We start from the raw sequence: 16,513 nt of genomic DNA, 5'->3' as shown, positions 1-16,513 counted from the left end.
ATCTTGTGCGTTAAGGGCGCGGATACAGCGTTAAAAGAAACCTAATTTGAATTATATTACATAATTAACATTATTTTAAACGACATGATTGCAACATTGGATCAGAGAGCGAAAACCTTTTAGTTTTTCATGCTGACAGGGGCATCTCTTGCTAATCGGATGCGAAACAGTATACGCTATAATGGAAGCAGTGATAGAGGAAAGGGATGCAAGCATGAAGAAAGTCATCGTAGTAGGATCAGGAATACTGGGGGCTTCGACAGCCTATCAGTTAGCAAAAAGGGGTGCGGAAGTCATCCTTGTGGATCGTGGTGATATCGGACAAGCTACGGATGCTGCCGCAGGCATCATCTGCCCCTGGTTGTCGCAAAGGCGTAACCAGGATTGGTACCAGCTTGCCAAGGCCGGCGCACGCTTTTACCCCAAACTTATTGAAGAACTGCAGAGCGAGGGAGAAACGGAAACCGGGTATGCCCGAGTGGGGGCATTGAGTATTCATTCGGATTTCGAAAAGATCGGCAAGATGGAGGATCGTGCTCATCTTCGAAGAGCAGATGCACCGGAAGTCGGGGAGATTACAAAGCTTAACGAAGAGGAAACGCATGCACGCTTTCCATTGCTCGGTCCAGGTTATCATTCAGTATATATTAGCGGTGCAGCGCGTATAGATGGTCGTGCCCTGCGAGATGCCTTAATTCGATCCGCACAGCGGAATGGAGCCATCCTCATTCATGGAGATGCTGCTCTTCTATTCGATTCTGGTCGGGTAACCGGAGTGTCGGTTGGTACAGAGCAATTTCTGGCAGATGAAGTCATTGTATGTGCCGGAGCATGGGCCAATTCGATCATGAAGCCTCTGGGTATTCACTTTAAGGTTCATTACCAAAAAGCACAAATTATGCATTTGCAGGTATCCGATCAGGAAGAGACAGGAAGTTGGCCTGTAGTTATGCCACCTTCTGATCAATATCTTTTGGCTTTTGCCGAGCACAAAATCGTGATCGGGGCCACACATGAAAATGAAATTGAAGGTTACGATACCAGAATCACGCCGGGCGGTATGCAGGAAATCTTGAATAAAGGATTGGAGCTCGCACCGGGATTGACTAATAGCACCTTTCAAGAAGTAAGAGTTGGCTTCCGGCCGTTTACGCCAGGTTTTCTTCCGGTCATGGGAACTGTACCAGGATGGAAGGGATTGATCACAGCCAACGGGCTTGGTGCTTCAGGCTTAACGATGGGGCCCTTTATCGGCAGCCAATTAGCAAAGCTGGCTCTGAATCAGGAGCTGGATATCGATATCCATCCGTATGATCTTTCCAAAGCGATGGATGAATCTTAAGAAGAAGGAATGTTGAGGTGAATCATGACCTATTCACAGCGTTTAACCCAAGCAAGCTCTTCCGATGTATCCTATTTGGAGTACCAGATCGGTGCGGCGGAAGACGAATTGAAACAAGCCGAAAGGCAGCAGATCAAGTACGAATCTGAACTGAATCAGCTCAGAACGTCTCAGACGGATGATGCCCAGTTATTCCGGGATACCGATATTGAAGAAAATCTGCAGAATCAAATAGCCGAAGTGAAGAGTCGTATGGAAGCAATCCGTACACGGCTAATTCAATTGCAGGATGATATGGAGAAGTTGGCAGATTGAGAGGTACTTACCTTATGAATAAACGAAAACAACTGCTATTGGACACAGCACTTATGCTTTTTGAGAAAAATGGCGTGTCTAATACAACCATCCAGATGATCCTTGATCATTCAGGTGTATCGAAAGGCACATTTTATAAATTTTTCAATTCCAAGGATGATTGTGTTCTTGCGATCCTTGAGCAGCGCATCCAGGAAGATATGATGATTCGTCAGGAACTTGAGGCACAAAATCATAACTCTGACTTTGATTTGCTGGTAGAACAGATCGTGGTGCCGATGATATCCCCGGACAAACAGCGAGTGGTTGAGTTGTTCTGGACAGGATTTTATTCAGGGGAATTTGATGTCGAAAATCTCACACGAATCCAGTTAAACTGGCTTGCTGGACGACTTGTACAGTTATTTGGTGAAGAGGTAAGGCCATACGCCTGCGAAGGGGCCATTTTTTGTTTCGGAATGGTTCACCAGATCTCGAATACATGGAGAAACTTTCATTTGAACCAGCCTCACTGGAAAGCACTTGTGCCGAAGCTCCTGAACTATACCGAGGTCCTGCTGAGAGACATGGTGGACAAGCAGGAGCATATTATTGACGCAGCCAGTCTGGCTGTTATCGATCCTGAATTCAAGCAGACGGTACCGGATAAGCAGCATCTGCTTGCTGAGCTGGAGAAGTTCAACCGTTCTATTCAGAAATCGCACGTATCCATCCATGCCAAGGAACTAACCCAAGGACTATGGTCCCTGTTTCGGGAAGATAAGCTTAATTTTTCAATGCTGAGGATTACATTAACAGCCTTTCAAGCTGCTTTTGATTCCGGATCGGAACAGGTACAATCAAGAACGATTGCTCAGTTATGCTGGTGGTTTATTGAAATGAATGGAATGATCGAGGCTGTAAAATAGCTGGTAAACAATACAACAATCTATTTGATATACGAATCGTATAATCAAAACCCTCTTTATTAGAGGGTTTTTTAATTAGTTCAAATGGTTTATATCATAAAATAGACGAATCGTATAAAATTTAACTAGGTGCTGAACTGTCAATTCATGTACCGAAGAAGGAGGAGTGGCCTTTACGATATTCCAAGCAAGAACCTTTACACGACTAGCATTCAAACAAAAAATATTCCAGGAGGTGGCGTCAGCATGTACAAAGAAGTGATTCGAGTTGAGGATATCACCCGATTTCAGTCCAGATCCGAGGAGTTTTTTTCCATCCAATGGTATCAAAAAATGTTGTCCGAAAGCCCAGTGCACTACCATGAGGATACCGATACCTGGAATGTATTTAGGTATGATGATGTTAAACAGGTTCTAAGCAATCATGAATATTTCTCCGCCGAGGGAACTCGAACAACCATAGCTGTTGGGGCGAAGAACAAGGAAGGCACACCTCCGGACAAATTAAACATTTCAAGCATTGACCCGCCAAGACATCAAAAAAGCCGCTCATTGTTATCCGCAGCCTTTACACCCCGCAGTCTCAAAAACTGGGAACCCCGAATTCGCAATATTGCGAAGCAGCTGGTGGAAGACCTGGAGTTTAATAAGACGATTGATATCGTTGAAAAGCTTGCTGCTCCACTTCCTGCCATGGTTATGGCGGATTTGCTCGGGATCCCACTCTCGGACAGCCACCGGTTCAAAAGCTGGGTAGATATTCTCTTTCAACCTACCACACAAGAAAACGCACAAGAAAGTGAAATAAAGAAACAGGCTGCTGCTCAGGAATACTATCAATTTCTGTATCCTCTCGTAGTGAAGAAACGTGAAAATCCCGGGGAGGACATTATTACTGATTTGTTGAACGTCGATGTGGATGGAGAGAAATTCACTGAAGATGAGGTCGTTCGAACAACGATGCTTCTGCTTGGTGCCGGCATAGAAACGACGAGCCATATGGTTTCGAGCACATTTTATTCTTTCTTGTACGACGAAGGAGATTTGTACGGCCAGTTAAGACAGAATCCGGAGCTTGTTCCGCTTGCCGTGGAAGAAATGCTTCGATTCCGATTCCATAATGCGAAACGACATCGTACCGTCAAGAAGGACAACCAGCTGCTTGGTGTTGATCTGAAAAAAGGGGATGTCGTCATCTCCTGGATGAGCGCGGCGAATATGGACGAGCGTATGTTTGATAACCCGTTTGAAATTGACATTCACCGTCGCAACAATAAAAAACATCTCACCTTTGGTAATGGCCCGCACTTTTGCCTTGGAGCACCACTGGCAAGGATGGAGCTTACTCTTGTATTAACTGCCTTTGTGGAGAGGGTTAATCATATAGAAGCTGTGGACACATTTGAGCTTGAACGTAATCTGTCCACTTCTGCTCCAGGACAGTCCTTGACGCATTTACCGCTGAAGATGTTCGAATAAGGTTAGTTTAACGATGATTCAAGTAAAGATGATTCAAGTAAAAAGCGCCAGACAGGACATGAAGTTCGTCCTGATCTGCCGCTTTTTTTAGTTTGCTATCATTCCCAATTTAATTCGAATTCATGGAAACTTTCTGTCTAACAGGCATTTTCACTTCTTCTTCAGTGGCCTGCTTCGTACGTTTGATGAAGAAGGAGAGTGCGAGCCCTACGACTGCTATGCCGATAATAACGACATAAGCATCGTTGATTCCCTGAATCATGGACTCCATCGCCAATTGTTCGCGGGACAAGCCGTTCGCAGCACCACTTGCGATCATATCCTGAACATGTGTCGTTGTACGACTGGTCATGACACTCACGAGTAATGAAGTACCGACTGCGCCAGCGACTTGTCTGACCGTATTGGAGATTGCTGTACCATGAGGACCGAGTCTCGGTGGCAGCTGATTCAGACCTGCGGTTTGAATTGGCATCATGAGCAGAGCCATACCAATTCGGCGTCCAGTAGACATCAGAACCAAGTAAGTGTAGCTGGTCGAATCGGTCAGATCGATAAAGCCGATCGTCGTTACGATTGTAATGACCATACCGATGATGGCAAGCCATTTTGCACCGAAGCGGTCGAACAAACGTCCAGTAACAGGCATCAGGAATCCCATGACGAGAGCACCTGGAAGCAGCAGTAATCCGGATTCGAGTGCGGTATAACCTCGTGCATTTTGAAGATACAAAGGCAGCAGCATCATGTCTGCATACATAATCATCGTAATTGCGATATTAATGATCGTGGTCAAGGAGAACATATTATACTTGAACGCACGAAGGTCGAGCAGCGGGGCTGCAGAAACGAGCTGACGCCAAGTGAACAAGGCGAGGGCCACGATTCCTGCCACAAGACAGATAAGCACTTCTGCACTGGACCATCCCAGACTTCCTGCGCGGCTAAATCCATACAGCAGTGCACCAAAACCAATGGTCGATAAGGTCACACTAAGCGTATCAAATTTCGTATCAATGCGTTCTGATACATTTTTCAGATATACAAATGCACATCCGATAACAATGACCGTCAATGGGATCATTCCGTAAAACATCGTTTGCCACGAATAGTTCTCGAGCACGTACCCAGCGAGGGTAGGGCCGATTGCCGGGGCGAAAATGACAGCGAAGCCGACCATCCCCATGGCAGCTCCTCGTTTCTCAGGGGAGAACAAAGTGAGAATGACATGCATCAGCAGCGGCATGATAATACCTGCTCCAGCAGCCTGCACCATACGGCCTGTTAGCAGTGTACCGAAGTTGGTCGCTAAAGCCGATATGATCGTACCGATCAGGAAGATGAACATGGAAGCCTGAAAGAGCTGCCTTGTTGAGAAGCGCTGCATGAAATAAGCAGTAATTGGAATAAGTACTCCATTTACCAGCATGTAGCCGGTGGTTAGCCATTGCGCCGTTGTAGCGGAGATATTGAAATCACCCATCAGCTCAGGCGTGGCAACACTCATTAGGGTTTGATTCAATGTGGCAAGAAATGCACCCAGAATCATGACAAACAGTATGGGACCTTTTTTGATGTTTTTCTCATCATCTAATCTAGCCTGACTCAATCCATTCCATCCTTTCAATCTACACGTGACTAAATTTACAACGTGTTGTATAGTTTACATTGTATTTATTGAATTATATACATATTCCCGCAGATTACAATTTACACTTCTGGGCATATTTGTTGCTTATTTTACAGAATCGTTATTTATGTAGCTTATTGCGAAAATAAACGACTCATTATTTAAAATTGTAATTTTCTCAAATTGAAGGAGTGATACGTTATGAAAAACGATAACAAGTCAGCTACCGATCCGAGAATACTTCGCACAAGACAGCTTATTCGGGATGCCTTCGTAGATCTGCTGCAGGAAGTGGATATCGAGAAGTTAACGGTGAACCGGATTGCCGAGCGTGCAACCATTAACCGGGTAACCTTCTATCTTCATTATCGTGATATTACGGATATGATGGAGAAGATGGCGGACGAGATGAACGAGCATATTGAACGGATCGTTGATCAGTACCACCGATTTGACAATCATGAGACAGAGGACGCCTGGCCAGTTCTGGTGAAAGTGCTTGAGCATTTTGCGGATCATCCCAAATTCTATCGAGTCGTACTCGCCTCCAAACGAACCCCTATTTTCACAGAACGGTTGTTGAAATTGCTCACTAGACTCGTTACAGAGAAGATAGAGAAGTTGGAGATGGAAAGTGCTTTTGCGCAGGCAGGCATCCATAAGGAAATTGCAATTTGGTACACCTCTTCGGCACTGATCGGAACCATTGTGGCCTGGCTTCGCAATGACATGCCATATGCACCACATTTTCTGGCTAAACAATTTTCGTTGATTCGCTCGTATTCATACAAAGGGTTCATGTAAATAACAATGAAGAATGGATGTGGGACAATTGAACATCATCATATTTGGAGCGACCGGAAGAACAGGCAAGGAGCTGCTGCAGCGTGCACTTGATGAAGGGCATACCGTAACTGCATTTGTCCGAAATCCTTCCAAACTAGGCATTTCTGATTCAAAATTAAAGGTTGTACAGGGCGAAGTAACCCGGTATACGGATGTCGATCATGTCCTGAAAAAAGAAAAATTTGACGCAGTCTTTTCGGTTCTTGGTGCGAAGAGCATGTTCAAAAGAGATCTCGTTCTTATCGATGCTCTGAAAAATATCATCCAGGCGATGGAAAACAACGAAGCAGGCAAACTGATTCATGTGTCGTTTATTGGTACTCACAGAGAGGCCGGTAAGCTCGGTTTCTTATACAAATATGTCATCCCGAACGTCATGACCAATCTGCTTCGCGATCACCTGGACAAGGATATCCTCGTAACCAGCAGCGAGCTGAATTGGATACTGGTTCAACCTCCCGTGCTCACGATGGATCGTTATAATGGAAAGTATGTTCACGAAGCGGAGATCCACCCGGACAAGTCTCGGAAACTCAAGCTGTCGCGTGCCAATTTGGCTGATTTTATGCTTAAACATGTGAACGATAGCACGTATGATCGTAAGGCCGTATTGGTTACAGAGTAGGTCATCCCGGACACCAATTCAGGACCGCCCATAGGCGGTTTTTTCAAATGACATAATACTGTAAGGCGAGGAGGGAACGTTATGCTGTTAGATTCTATCCGACATAAACATCTGATTGAGATCATGAAGTCACTTCCCCTGAAACAAAAGTACACAAAAGCGGATCTGTTAATTAATGATCTGAAATTGGGATCAGCAGGAAACGTTGAGATGTACTATTCTCCGCATAATGAATTCATTAATTCCTCTGCCAAAGTCATGCTTGTTGGCATTACACCGGGTTGGCAGCAGATGGAGATTGCTTTTCGCACAGCCGTCCAAGCTTTGAAGCATCAGGCCACCTACGAAACAGCCTGTCAGGAAGCAAAGTTTGCTGCCAGAATGGCTGGCGTCATGCGAACAAACGTAATCCAAATGCTTCAGGAGATAGGACTGCATCATTTTTTAAATGTACCTCATGTGGCAGCGCTCTTTGATCCTGAGTCTAAGCTTCTGCACACCACTTCCCTGATCCGGTATCCCATCTTTGTGAAGCAGCAAAATTATACGGGACATCAGCCTGCCATCACCCAGAATAACTTTCTATATGAAGCTGTGATTGGGTCTTTTCTGCCTGAGTGGAGTCAACTGAACCAACCCTTAGTTATTCCGCTTGGGAAGTCAGTTGAAGCTGTGCTTCATCAATTGCTTGATGAGAAACGTATACAGGAGAAAAGGATATTGTGGGGCTTCCCCCATCCATCCGGTGCTAACGGTTATCGGCTCAAACAGTTTCAACAAAACAAGGCAGACATGCAGCATAGATTGAACAATCTCCATACAGCTGCTCCTGCCTATGAAAAGCAATGAGAGTTTCAAGCGGCAGTCTGGATAAACATCACACTCGGGGTCAACCAAGTAAATTAATAGTATAATAGTTGAGACTACTTAGAATGCATTGGAGAAAAAGGAGAAGCACATGCCGACAATACTTGTTGCTGACGATGATGCGAACATTCGCGAACTTGTCTGTTTATTTCTGAAGAATGACGGTTTCACAACGGTAGAAGCAGCAGATGGCAAGCAGGCCCTGGCGGTTTATGCCTCGACACCTGTCGATCTGGTTGTGCTTGATATCATGATGCCGATTATGGATGGTTGGACATTATGCAAGGAACTTCGCAGGGCAAGTCCTGACCTTCCTTTGCTTATGTTGACTGCAAGAGGTGAAACTTGGGAGAAGGTAAAGGGTTTTGAACTGGGAACAGATGATTATCTGACCAAGCCGTTTGATCCGCTGGAATTGACGGTTCGGGTTAGAGCACTGCTGAAGCGCTACCGGATCGGTTCAACACAAACGATTCAGCTGGGCAAGCTCATTTTGGATAAGCAAACCTATAAAATCACGAATGGCACGGAATCCCTTACGCTGCCGCTGAAGGAATTTGAGCTTCTATACAAACTTGCGGGGACACCTGGACAGGTGTATACGCGTGAACAACTGATCGATCAAATTTGGGGAATTGATTATGCCGGAGATGATCGAACGATTGATGTACATATTAAACGTTTGAGAGAAAGGTTTGTCGCTTCAACTGATTTTCGAATTGAAACGGTGCGCGGCCTTGGTTATCGGCTTGAGGTTAGTGAATGATCAGGTCTCTGTATATCCGTGTGGTACTAACCTTTTTAATTTCCGTCATCGCGGGTACGATCATCGCTTTCGTGATTACCTTTTTGGTATTCAGGGGGAATATGAATGAGAATGTCCAGGAAGAATTATTGAGTTTCGGACAGGATATCGTGCGTATCTATGAGACTATTCCATTGCATGAAGCAGACAAATTTGTGGGAGGGATGAAGCAGCTCAACTCCTATTATATCCGCATTTACGACGAGGATAATACTGAGGTCTATTCCTATGGAGCACTGGGTGACCAGGCTTCTGCTCGGGTGTCATCGGATCAAGTAAAGAACGTACTGAATGGGGAAACCGTTCGTGCTGATTCGTCCAACGAATCTACAGGTTTTGTCGGATTGCCGTTAATGACGGAAACGGGGGCGAAAGCGTTATTTATACAGCCGCTCTTATCACCGTACACTTCTTTCAACGTAAGATGGTTATCCACTTTCCTGATATATTCTTTGGTCATAGGGAGTTTGTTGATTCTGATTGCTTCCATATACGTGGTGAAACCGATTAACAAACTTACCAAAGCAACCAAGCGTCTGGCATCAGGTGATTTTAATGTCAGGCTGAATATTAAGCAAACGGGAGAGCTTGGAGCTTTGGCTAGAAGCTTTGAAGAAATGACGCATGATCTGCAGCACCTGGAACAAATGCGCAGAGAATTCGTAGCTAATGTTTCACATGAGGTTCAGTCGCCGCTTACTTCCATCTCCGGGTATGCCCAAGCGCTCAAGCAGGTCAATCTTGCGGAGCATGAACGAGACCGTTATCTGGATATCATTATTGCTGAAGCAAAGCGAATGTCCAAAATGAGTGACAGCTTGCTGAAACTGAGCTTGCTGGAATCCGATTCGCAATCATTGCGATTCACGGAGCGCAATCTTGATGAACAGATCCGGCGCGTAATTGTGGCACTGCAGCCACAATGGACTGCCCGAAACATTGAGTTCGAGCTGGATCTGCAGGCGATTAAAGTAACAGCAGACCATCATCAGCTGGATCAGGTATGGATGAATATTCTCAGGAATGGTGTTAAATTTTCAGAAGATGATGGTACTATGGCTGTCAGCATGAGACAAGTTCACTCTGATGTGATCATACGTATATCCGATAACGGTATTGGCATTGAACCAGAGGATCAGCAGCGTATTTTCGAGCGCTTTTTCAAGGCGGATCGTTCCCATGGCAGCAAATACGAGGGTAGCGGGATGGGACTCGCCATCGTTAAACAGATTGTTTTACTTCATAAGGGAGACATTCAAGTAGAGAGTAAGCCGGGTGAGGGAACAACATTTGTCGTGACCTTGCCGATCCATCCTGCCGAAAGACATAGATAGAGATTGCAGTGTCTTCTGTGGTCTGGCTGCTATCTGCTGAGGATTACATACAAGAACACTTGTATGTGTCCTCAGCATTTTTTTTCATGGAAAAGGAAAATCACATAACTGGAAAAAACAGGTTGACAGGATGTGATTCTGCGTATACAATCGTATACATATTAATTCGTATACAAATGTATACGATATGGAGGTGTTCTTGAAATGAGAGAACAATACGCTAATGAGTCTGTAGAACGTCAAAATATGCGTTCAGGACGTGGACGCGGAGAAGAAGAACAGCGTGGTGAACGGTCCAGAAGGGGCAGAGGACATGGTGAACATCAAGGTAAGCGAGGGAATGGGGCACAAACTTTCCGTCGTGGCCGCATTCTGGTATTTCTGGAGCAAATGCAAAATCGAAGAACAACTTTAGCCAGACAGCTGGGTCAAGCGGAATATGAGCATATTCGTCCGATGATTAGCGGTGAATTAAAAGCCATTGACCAGGTTATCGATGAATATATTCATCTCTTCGAGCTGCAGGATGAAAATGAAAGCCCTAATAAGGATTTGGAGAGTGAATAAGAATGATTCGTCGTTTCTTTTCGTATTACCGGCCTTACAAGAAACTGTTTGTCATTGATTTTGGATGTGCAGTGATCGCAGGTTTGCTGGAACTGGCATTTCCTCTTGCCGTGAGCAAATTTATCAATGAATTATTGCCAGGCCAGGACTGGCCGCTCATTATATTGGCCTGTATTGTTCTGCTGTCGATTTATGCACTTAACACAGCCTTGAATTATGTGGTTACATATTGGGGACATATGCTCGGTATTAACATTGAGACCAACATGCGTGAGAAGATGTTCGCTCACTTGCAGAAGTTGTCGTTCCGTTTCTTTGATAATCGCAAAACGGGCCATCTGATTGGTCATTTAACGAATGATCTGAACGACATCGGAGAGGTTGCTCACCATGGACCGGAGGATGTGTTCATCGCTGTGATGACCTTGATCGGTTCATTCTGGCTCATGGCGAATATTAATCTGGAGCTTGCATTGATTACATTTATTATTATACCGATCATGGCCTGGGTCATTATCGTGTTTGGTGGACGCATGACCAAAACATATCGTCGACTCTTTGGAAACGTGGGTAATTTCAATTCCCGGATCGAAGATAATGTAGGCGGAATTCGTGTCGTTCAATCCTTTGCGAATGAAGAACATGAGAAAAAACTATTTTCCGTCGACAATGAAAACTTTCGTCAAACCAAACTGCTTGCTTATAAAACGATGGCCAAGAGCATCTCGGTCAGCTATATGATGATGAGACTGGTCACTGTATTTGTGATGATCAGCGGTGCATGGTTCTTTATTGACGGCAAAATCGATATGGGTGACTTCATGGCATTCCTGCTGCTCTCCAATATCTTCTTCCGTCCGATTGAGAAAATCAATGCAGTCATCGAGAGCTATCCGAAGGGAATTGCCGGCTTCAAGCGCTATCTCGAAATTATTGATACGGAGCCTGAAATCGCGGATGCCAAAAACGCAGTTGAGCTGAAACATGTTCGGGGCGATATCCGTTTCGAGAATGTATCGTTCGGTTATGAATCCAGCCGCCGGATACTGAATAACATCAGTCTGTCTATTAAACCGGGAGAAACCGTTGCATTCGTTGGACCTTCCGGTGCAGGAAAAACAACCATCTGCAGTCTGCTCCCAAGGTTCTACGAAGTGGAGGAGGGAAGAATCACGGTGGATGGCGTTGATGTTCGGGATGTCCAGCTGCAATCCCTTCGCAAGCACATTGGTATCGTTCAGCAGGATGTATTCCTGTTCTCGGGAACCATCAAGGAGAATATCGCGTATGGGGATCTTACGGCAACAGATGAGCAAATCTGGGATGCTGCCCGCCGGGCATCACTTGAGGAATTACTTCTCACATTGCCGGACGGCATCGATACGATCATCGGTGAACGTGGGGTTAAGCTATCAGGAGGGCAAAAGCAGCGTTTGTCCATCGCTCGCATGTTTTTGAAAAATCCACCGATACTGATCCTTGACGAAGCAACATCGGCTCTGGATACGGAAACGGAAGCTTTAATTCAGAAATCTCTCGCAGAACTGTCTGTGGGCAGAACTACGCTGGTCATTGCACACCGCCTGACAACCATCAAGAATGCGGACCGGATCATGGTTGTGAACGCGGATGGCATTGCCGAGCAGGGGAATCATGATGAGCTTGTTGCAGCTGGTGGGATCTATAGCCGACTTCATCAGGTGCAGTACAGTCATTCATAGAAAAAGGTTGTTGAGGCTGAACCGCGCAATTTGCGCGGTTTTTTGCTGTTTTATTTGCCTCCAATAGACTGCAATCGAATTATTATTCGGCCGGCCCGATCATTATGTTGACAACGTCCACTAATCAAATTATTATAATGTTGACAATGTCCACTAAAAGGGAGGGTTTCGCATCGACTCTCAGCATATACATTCTGATATTCTGGCTGACATGCGGCGTTTTAACCGTTTTTATACCAATATTCTTGGCGTATTGGATAAGCACATCCTTGGTACGGGGTATTCGTTTGCCGAGGTAAGGGTCATCATTGAAATTGGTATTCGTGGAGAAAGTATTGCCAATAATCTGGTGGATACACTGACCATTGATCGCAGTTATATGAGCCGAATTGTGAACAAGCTGACCAAGGAAGGTCTGCTCATCAAAGTGAATTCGGAAGCTGACAGCCGGGTCAGTCTCATTCGCCTGACGGATAAAGGCAAGGAACTTTACGCTGAATTAAACGATCGGTCTGACCAGCAAATATTGAAGTTAATGCAGAATCTGGATGAGGAAGAGATCCAAGAGGTCTATGCTTCCATGATGAACATACAAGAGAAGTTGACAAAGAAAGCAGGAGAGACAACACGATGATACGATTCGAATGTGATTATAACGAAGGTGCGCATGAACGCATTCTGCAAAGACTGATCGAGACCAATATGGAACAAACGAGCGGTTATGGCACAGATCCCCACTGTGATCGGGCGAGAGCTCTTATTCGTCAAGCGTGCGATAGCGAGCAGGCTGATGTGCATTTTCTGGTTGGAGGCACTCAAACAAATACAACGGTCATTGCATCCATACTGCGTCCCTATCAAGGAGTCATTGCTGCTACTTCGGGCCACATCGCTGTTCACGAAACGGGGGCAATTGAAGCAACGGGTCATAAAGTACTTACCGTTCCCAGCGAAGACGGGAAGATCACTGCTGGCCAAGTGCAAGCAGTCTATGAAGCGCATAAGAGTGAGTCTTCTCCAGAGCACTGTGTACAGCCAGGAATGGTTTACATATCCCAGCCAACCGAGAACGGTACGATGTATAGTAGGGCAGAATTGCAGGCATTATTTGAGACAAGTAAGAGATGCGGACTTCCTTTATTTGTGGATGGGGCAAGGCTCGGATACGCGCTTGCATCCCCGGATTGTGACATGACTCTTGCTGATCTCGCCCGTCTATCTGATGTGTTCTATATTGGAGGGACCAAGATCGGAGCTTTGATGGGGGAAGCTGTAGTCATCCTGAATGAGGCACTGAAGCCTGATTTCCGTTATATGATCAAGCAGAAGGGTGGTCTGCTCGCAAAAGGCAGATTGCTGGGCATTCAGTTCGAAACGTTGTTCGAAGACGGATTGTATCTGGAAATTTCACGACATGCCATCGATATGGCCATGCGAATCCACGATTCGCTTGAAGAACAGCATATCGGGTTCCTGTACGAATCACCAACCAACCAGCAGTTTCCGATCTTGCCTGATGTTTTGCTTGAGAAATTACGCAGCCAATACACGTTCACCTTCTGGGAGAAGGTAGACGCCACACATAGTGCAGTCCGTTTTTGCACCAGTTGGGCGACGAAGCAGGAGAATGTGGATGCGTTGGCTCGTGATATCGCTCGATTAATGCATGAATTTAGTGAAACCCGGGAACTGGCTGAAGCACTGGTTTAAACCGTGAAAATGTAGGCTCGATAGTTGCGATATACTGAAAAAGGACGACATATTGTCGTCCTTTTTTTGTTAGCTTTCACTGGAACAGTTGAGAAGTTATTCGCTCAAGATCAGATCATATTTTTCCTTCATTCGTTTAATATCACTTCGTGGAGGCGCGCCAAACATGCGTGAATATTCACGGCTAAACTGTGAGGCACTTTCGTAGCCAACCCGAAATGCTACATCAGCCGCATCGGCAGACTCCGCCATCAGAAGGCGCCGAGCTTCCTGTAATCGCAGTTGTTTTTGGAATTGCAGCGGACTCATGGCCGTGATCTCCTTGAAGTGCCGATGGAATGAGGATACACTCATGCTGGCTGTCTCTGCTAGATCTTCGATGCGAAAAGGCTGCTCCCAGTGATGAACGATATACTCGATGGCTTCCCTAATCCGGTACGTACTGCTGCCTTCTACCGCGATCTGGGCCAACTCGCCTCCGTAAGGTCCCTGGAGAAGACGGAACAAAATCTCCTTGGTGTACAATGGGGCCAGAAAAGGAATTTCCTCCGGAGTATCCAGTAAGCGGATAAGGCGAAGCACAACATCCTGAATGGAAGATTCCATCTGTCCCACGAACATGGCTCGTCTGGCGTTTTCTTTGGAAGTGACTTGTATATTGCATTCATTCAGTACTTCCAGAATTTGATTCTTCGTGAACTCTAGCTTAAGACTTAGATAAGGTGCTTCCGCGGACGCCTTAATAATCTGTCCAATTACCGGAAGATTCATCGAAGCGATCAGATAATTGGATGGTCCATATTCAAAGCGCTCCTGCGCGAGCAATACTTCTTTTACACCTTGCACGATGACGCAAAAAGCAGGCTTGTAAACTCTGTATGCCGGTTCGGTAATACTTGTATGGTGATAGAAAAACAGGGAAGGGATCAGCGTTTCCGTTGCACCGTTGCGTACGGAGTGACGCTCAACCAACTCGCTCAGTTCCCGTTTCTGTTGAAGTAGTTCCTCAGTCATTTGGACTCCTCCTTGCGGTTCTAACCACGTTTCATTATATGACTTAATCATCAAATGCAAAAGGCCCCCTGATAGGATTAGGCAATCAATTAAGATAAATGATATACCACTTGATGAGCATGCTTCGTCATAATGAGACTAAACTCACAGAATCAAGCAAGTGGGAACGTATGGAGTTCGAGTACTGGATTCTGATCATTAATGAAACTAATCAAATGAGAAAGGATGATGAATGATGCAAAAACGCATATTGGGAAACAGCGGGCTGGAGGTTTCGGCCATAGGCCTGGGTTGCATGGGAATGAGCTATGGGTATGGCCCTGCTTCGGAGAAGAAGGAGATGATCTCCGTTCTTCAAAAAGCAGTGGAACGTGGTGTGACGTTCTTCGATACCGCTGAAGTATACGGTCCATATACCAATGAAGAGCTAGTAGGAGTAGCGCTTAAATCCGTTCGAAATCAAGTCGTCATTGCCACCAAATTTGGTTTCGATATACAGCACGGCAAACAGAGCGGTATGAATAGCCGGCCCGAACATATTCGCAAAGTGGCGGAAGAGTCGCTGCAGCGTCTGCAGATTGAAGCCATTGATCTATACTATCAGCACCGGGTCGATCCGGATGTGCCAATCGAGGAAGTGGCAGGAGCCGTCCAGGATTTGATCCGGGAAGGAAAAGTAAAACATTGGGGATTGTCCGAGGCAGGAGTGCAAACGATCCGGCGTGCTCATGCTGTGCAGCCTCTTGCAGCAGTACAGAGTGAATATTCCCTGTGGTGGAGACGCCCTGAAGAGGAGTTGATCCCTGCATTGGAGGAGCTTGGGATTGGTTTCGTTCCATTCAGCCCTCTGGGTAAAGGATATCTGACAGGAAGTTTTAACGCAAAAACGACATTTGAACAAGGTGACCTACGCAACATTCTGCCTCGATTCACACCTGAAGCGCTAGAAGCGAACCAGGTATTGGTTGATTTGCTAAAAGAAAAAGCAGAGGAACTGCAAGCCAGCCCGGCCCAAATAGCGCTTGCGTGGCTGCTTTCCCAGAAATCTTGGATTGTGCCGATTCCAGGCACGCGCAAATTAAACCGCTTGGAAGAAAATCTGAATTCGGCAGATCTTAAGCTTAAGCCTGAAGATGTACACAGCATTAATGAAGCAGCCTCAAAGATCACATTGGTGGGTGCGCGATATACGGAGGAACTGGAGCGAAGAACTGGTCTGTGACACCATCGCCAAATAAAAATAATTTGAGAACGTAAATCATGGAATATGTTAAACTTGGACGAACCGGAAATAAAATGAATGAAGTCGCCCTGCTGGCGACTTTTTTAATAGTCCACTCCGTTTTTCAG

At 45.6% G+C, this 16,513-nt stretch carries 16 protein-coding genes; 14 read left to right on the top strand and 2 right to left on the bottom strand.

All coding sequences use genetic code 11. The features are described 5' to 3' along the window. Positions 1-214: 214 nt before the first annotated feature. The 4 genes from CHH60_RS05440 (at position 215) to CHH60_RS05425 (ending at position 4,044) form a co-directional block, all read left to right on the top strand. Positions 215-1,342: an NAD(P)/FAD-dependent oxidoreductase gene (locus CHH60_RS05440; protein WP_095358276.1), complete on the top strand. Its 1,128-nt coding sequence runs from the start codon at positions 215-217 to the stop codon at positions 1,340-1,342. 24 nt (positions 1,343-1,366) lie between these two features. Continuing rightward, entirely contained in the window at positions 1,367-1,657 is a 291-nt protein-coding gene (locus tag CHH60_RS05435; protein ID WP_095358275.1) for a hypothetical protein, read from the top strand. 14 nt (positions 1,658-1,671) lie between these two features. Continuing rightward, a complete protein-coding gene (locus CHH60_RS05430) occupies positions 1,672-2,565 on the top strand; it encodes a TetR/AcrR family transcriptional regulator (RefSeq protein ID WP_095358274.1) in 894 nt (297 codons plus the stop codon). Between the two features lie 246 nt (positions 2,566-2,811). Beyond that, positions 2,812-4,044, top strand: coding sequence for a cytochrome P450 (locus CHH60_RS05425; protein WP_095358273.1), 1,233 nt, complete (start codon positions 2,812-2,814; stop codon positions 4,042-4,044). Positions 4,045-4,153: 109 nt separating this feature from the next. Here the strand turns inward: CHH60_RS05425 and CHH60_RS05420 are convergent, their stop codons facing one another. Continuing rightward, positions 4,154-5,593, bottom strand: a complete 1,440-nt coding sequence (locus CHH60_RS05420; protein ID WP_095358660.1) for a DHA2 family efflux MFS transporter permease subunit — start codon at positions 5,591-5,593, stop codon at positions 4,154-4,156. Between the two features lie 282 nt (positions 5,594-5,875). On the opposite strand from CHH60_RS05420, the gene CHH60_RS05415 reads away from it, so the two are divergent. The 9 genes from CHH60_RS05415 to CHH60_RS05375 all read left to right on the top strand — a co-directional run bounded on the left by CHH60_RS05415 (position 5,876) and on the right by CHH60_RS05375 (position 14,149). Continuing rightward, positions 5,876-6,478 carry a TetR/AcrR family transcriptional regulator gene (locus tag CHH60_RS05415; RefSeq protein ID WP_095358272.1) on the top strand — a complete coding sequence of 201 codons (603 nt, stop codon included), beginning with the start codon at positions 5,876-5,878 and terminating at the stop codon, positions 6,476-6,478. Between the two features lie 13 nt (positions 6,479-6,491). Continuing rightward, positions 6,492-7,145 carry an NAD(P)-dependent oxidoreductase gene (locus tag CHH60_RS05410; protein ID WP_095358271.1) on the top strand — a complete coding sequence of 218 codons (654 nt, stop codon included), beginning with the start codon at positions 6,492-6,494 and terminating at the stop codon, positions 7,143-7,145. An 81-nt stretch (positions 7,146-7,226) separates the two neighbouring features. Further along, positions 7,227-7,994, top strand: coding sequence for a hypothetical protein (locus CHH60_RS05405; protein ID WP_255247829.1), 768 nt, complete (start codon positions 7,227-7,229; stop codon positions 7,992-7,994). Between the two features lie 109 nt (positions 7,995-8,103). Beyond that, the gene (locus tag CHH60_RS05400; RefSeq protein ID WP_095358270.1) at positions 8,104-8,778 is read left to right on the top strand and encodes a response regulator transcription factor; all 675 of its coding nucleotides are present in this window, start codon (positions 8,104-8,106) and stop codon (positions 8,776-8,778) included. Further along, entirely contained in the window at positions 8,775-10,151 is a 1,377-nt protein-coding gene (locus CHH60_RS05395; protein WP_095358269.1) for a sensor histidine kinase, read from the top strand. Before CHH60_RS05400 ends, CHH60_RS05395 begins: the two co-directional genes overlap by 4 nt. A gap of 204 nt (positions 10,152-10,355) precedes the next feature. Beyond that, positions 10,356-10,718, top strand: a complete 363-nt coding sequence (locus tag CHH60_RS05390; protein ID WP_176475990.1) for a hypothetical protein — start codon at positions 10,356-10,358, stop codon at positions 10,716-10,718. A gap of 2 nt (positions 10,719-10,720) precedes the next feature. Continuing rightward, positions 10,721-12,439, top strand: coding sequence for an ABC transporter ATP-binding protein (locus CHH60_RS05385; protein ID WP_095358268.1), 1,719 nt, complete (start codon positions 10,721-10,723; stop codon positions 12,437-12,439). A 211-nt stretch (positions 12,440-12,650) separates the two neighbouring features. Beyond that, positions 12,651-13,073, top strand: a complete 423-nt coding sequence (locus CHH60_RS05380) for a MarR family winged helix-turn-helix transcriptional regulator (protein WP_095358267.1) — start codon at positions 12,651-12,653, stop codon at positions 13,071-13,073. Continuing rightward, the gene (locus CHH60_RS05375; protein ID WP_095358266.1) at positions 13,070-14,149 is read left to right on the top strand and encodes a threonine aldolase family protein; all 1,080 of its coding nucleotides are present in this window, start codon (positions 13,070-13,072) and stop codon (positions 14,147-14,149) included. Before CHH60_RS05380 ends, CHH60_RS05375 begins: the two co-directional genes overlap by 4 nt. Before the next feature lie 96 nt (positions 14,150-14,245). Here CHH60_RS05375 and CHH60_RS05370 read toward each other — a convergent pair whose 3' ends face one another. Next, entirely contained in the window at positions 14,246-15,163 is a 918-nt protein-coding gene (locus tag CHH60_RS05370) for an AraC family transcriptional regulator (RefSeq protein ID WP_095358265.1), read from the bottom strand. Positions 15,164-15,398: 235 nt separating this feature from the next. Between CHH60_RS05370 and CHH60_RS05365 the strand changes: the two genes are divergently transcribed. Next, positions 15,399-16,385, top strand: coding sequence for an aldo/keto reductase (locus CHH60_RS05365; RefSeq protein ID WP_176475989.1), 987 nt, complete (start codon positions 15,399-15,401; stop codon positions 16,383-16,385). Positions 16,386-16,513 lie beyond the last annotated feature (128 nt).

This window comes from Paenibacillus sp. 7523-1, assembly GCF_002276415.1.
In the GTDB taxonomy this organism is placed as follows: Bacteria; Bacillota; Bacilli; order Paenibacillales; family Paenibacillaceae; genus Paenibacillus; species Paenibacillus illinoisensis_A.
Note: the sequence above shows the minus strand (reverse complement) of the source record. Positions and strands in the feature narration are given on the sequence as shown.

Excerpts from the sequence above, each read along its gene's own strand:
- CHH60_RS05440 (WP_095358276.1), top strand. The coding sequence starts at position 215 with ATGAAGAAAGTCATCGTAGTAGGATCAGGAATACTGGGGGCTTCGACA.
- CHH60_RS05435 (WP_095358275.1), top strand. The coding sequence starts at position 1,367 with ATGACCTATTCACAGCGTTTAACCCAAGCAAGCTCTTCCGATGTATCC.
- CHH60_RS05430 (WP_095358274.1), top strand. The coding sequence starts at position 1,672 with ATGAATAAACGAAAACAACTGCTATTGGACACAGCACTTATGCTTTTT.
- CHH60_RS05425 (WP_095358273.1), top strand. The coding sequence starts at position 2,812 with ATGTACAAAGAAGTGATTCGAGTTGAGGATATCACCCGATTTCAGTCC.
- CHH60_RS05420 (WP_095358660.1), bottom strand. The coding sequence starts at position 5,593 with ATGATTCTGGGTGCATTTCTTGCCACATTGAATCAAACCCTAATGAGT.
- CHH60_RS05415 (WP_095358272.1), top strand. The coding sequence starts at position 5,876 with ATGAAAAACGATAACAAGTCAGCTACCGATCCGAGAATACTTCGCACA.
- CHH60_RS05410 (WP_095358271.1), top strand. The coding sequence starts at position 6,492 with ATGGATGTGGGACAATTGAACATCATCATATTTGGAGCGACCGGAAGA.
- CHH60_RS05405 (WP_255247829.1), top strand. The coding sequence starts at position 7,227 with ATGCTGTTAGATTCTATCCGACATAAACATCTGATTGAGATCATGAAG.
- CHH60_RS05400 (WP_095358270.1), top strand. The coding sequence starts at position 8,104 with ATGCCGACAATACTTGTTGCTGACGATGATGCGAACATTCGCGAACTT.
- CHH60_RS05395 (WP_095358269.1), top strand. The coding sequence starts at position 8,775 with ATGATCAGGTCTCTGTATATCCGTGTGGTACTAACCTTTTTAATTTCC.
- CHH60_RS05390 (WP_176475990.1), top strand. The coding sequence starts at position 10,356 with ATGAGAGAACAATACGCTAATGAGTCTGTAGAACGTCAAAATATGCGT.
- CHH60_RS05385 (WP_095358268.1), top strand. The coding sequence starts at position 10,721 with ATGATTCGTCGTTTCTTTTCGTATTACCGGCCTTACAAGAAACTGTTT.
- CHH60_RS05380 (WP_095358267.1), top strand. The coding sequence starts at position 12,651 with ATGCGGCGTTTTAACCGTTTTTATACCAATATTCTTGGCGTATTGGAT.
- CHH60_RS05375 (WP_095358266.1), top strand. The coding sequence starts at position 13,070 with ATGATACGATTCGAATGTGATTATAACGAAGGTGCGCATGAACGCATT.
- CHH60_RS05370 (WP_095358265.1), bottom strand. The coding sequence starts at position 15,163 with ATGACTGAGGAACTACTTCAACAGAAACGGGAACTGAGCGAGTTGGTT.
- CHH60_RS05365 (WP_176475989.1), top strand. The coding sequence starts at position 15,399 with ATGCAAAAACGCATATTGGGAAACAGCGGGCTGGAGGTTTCGGCCATA.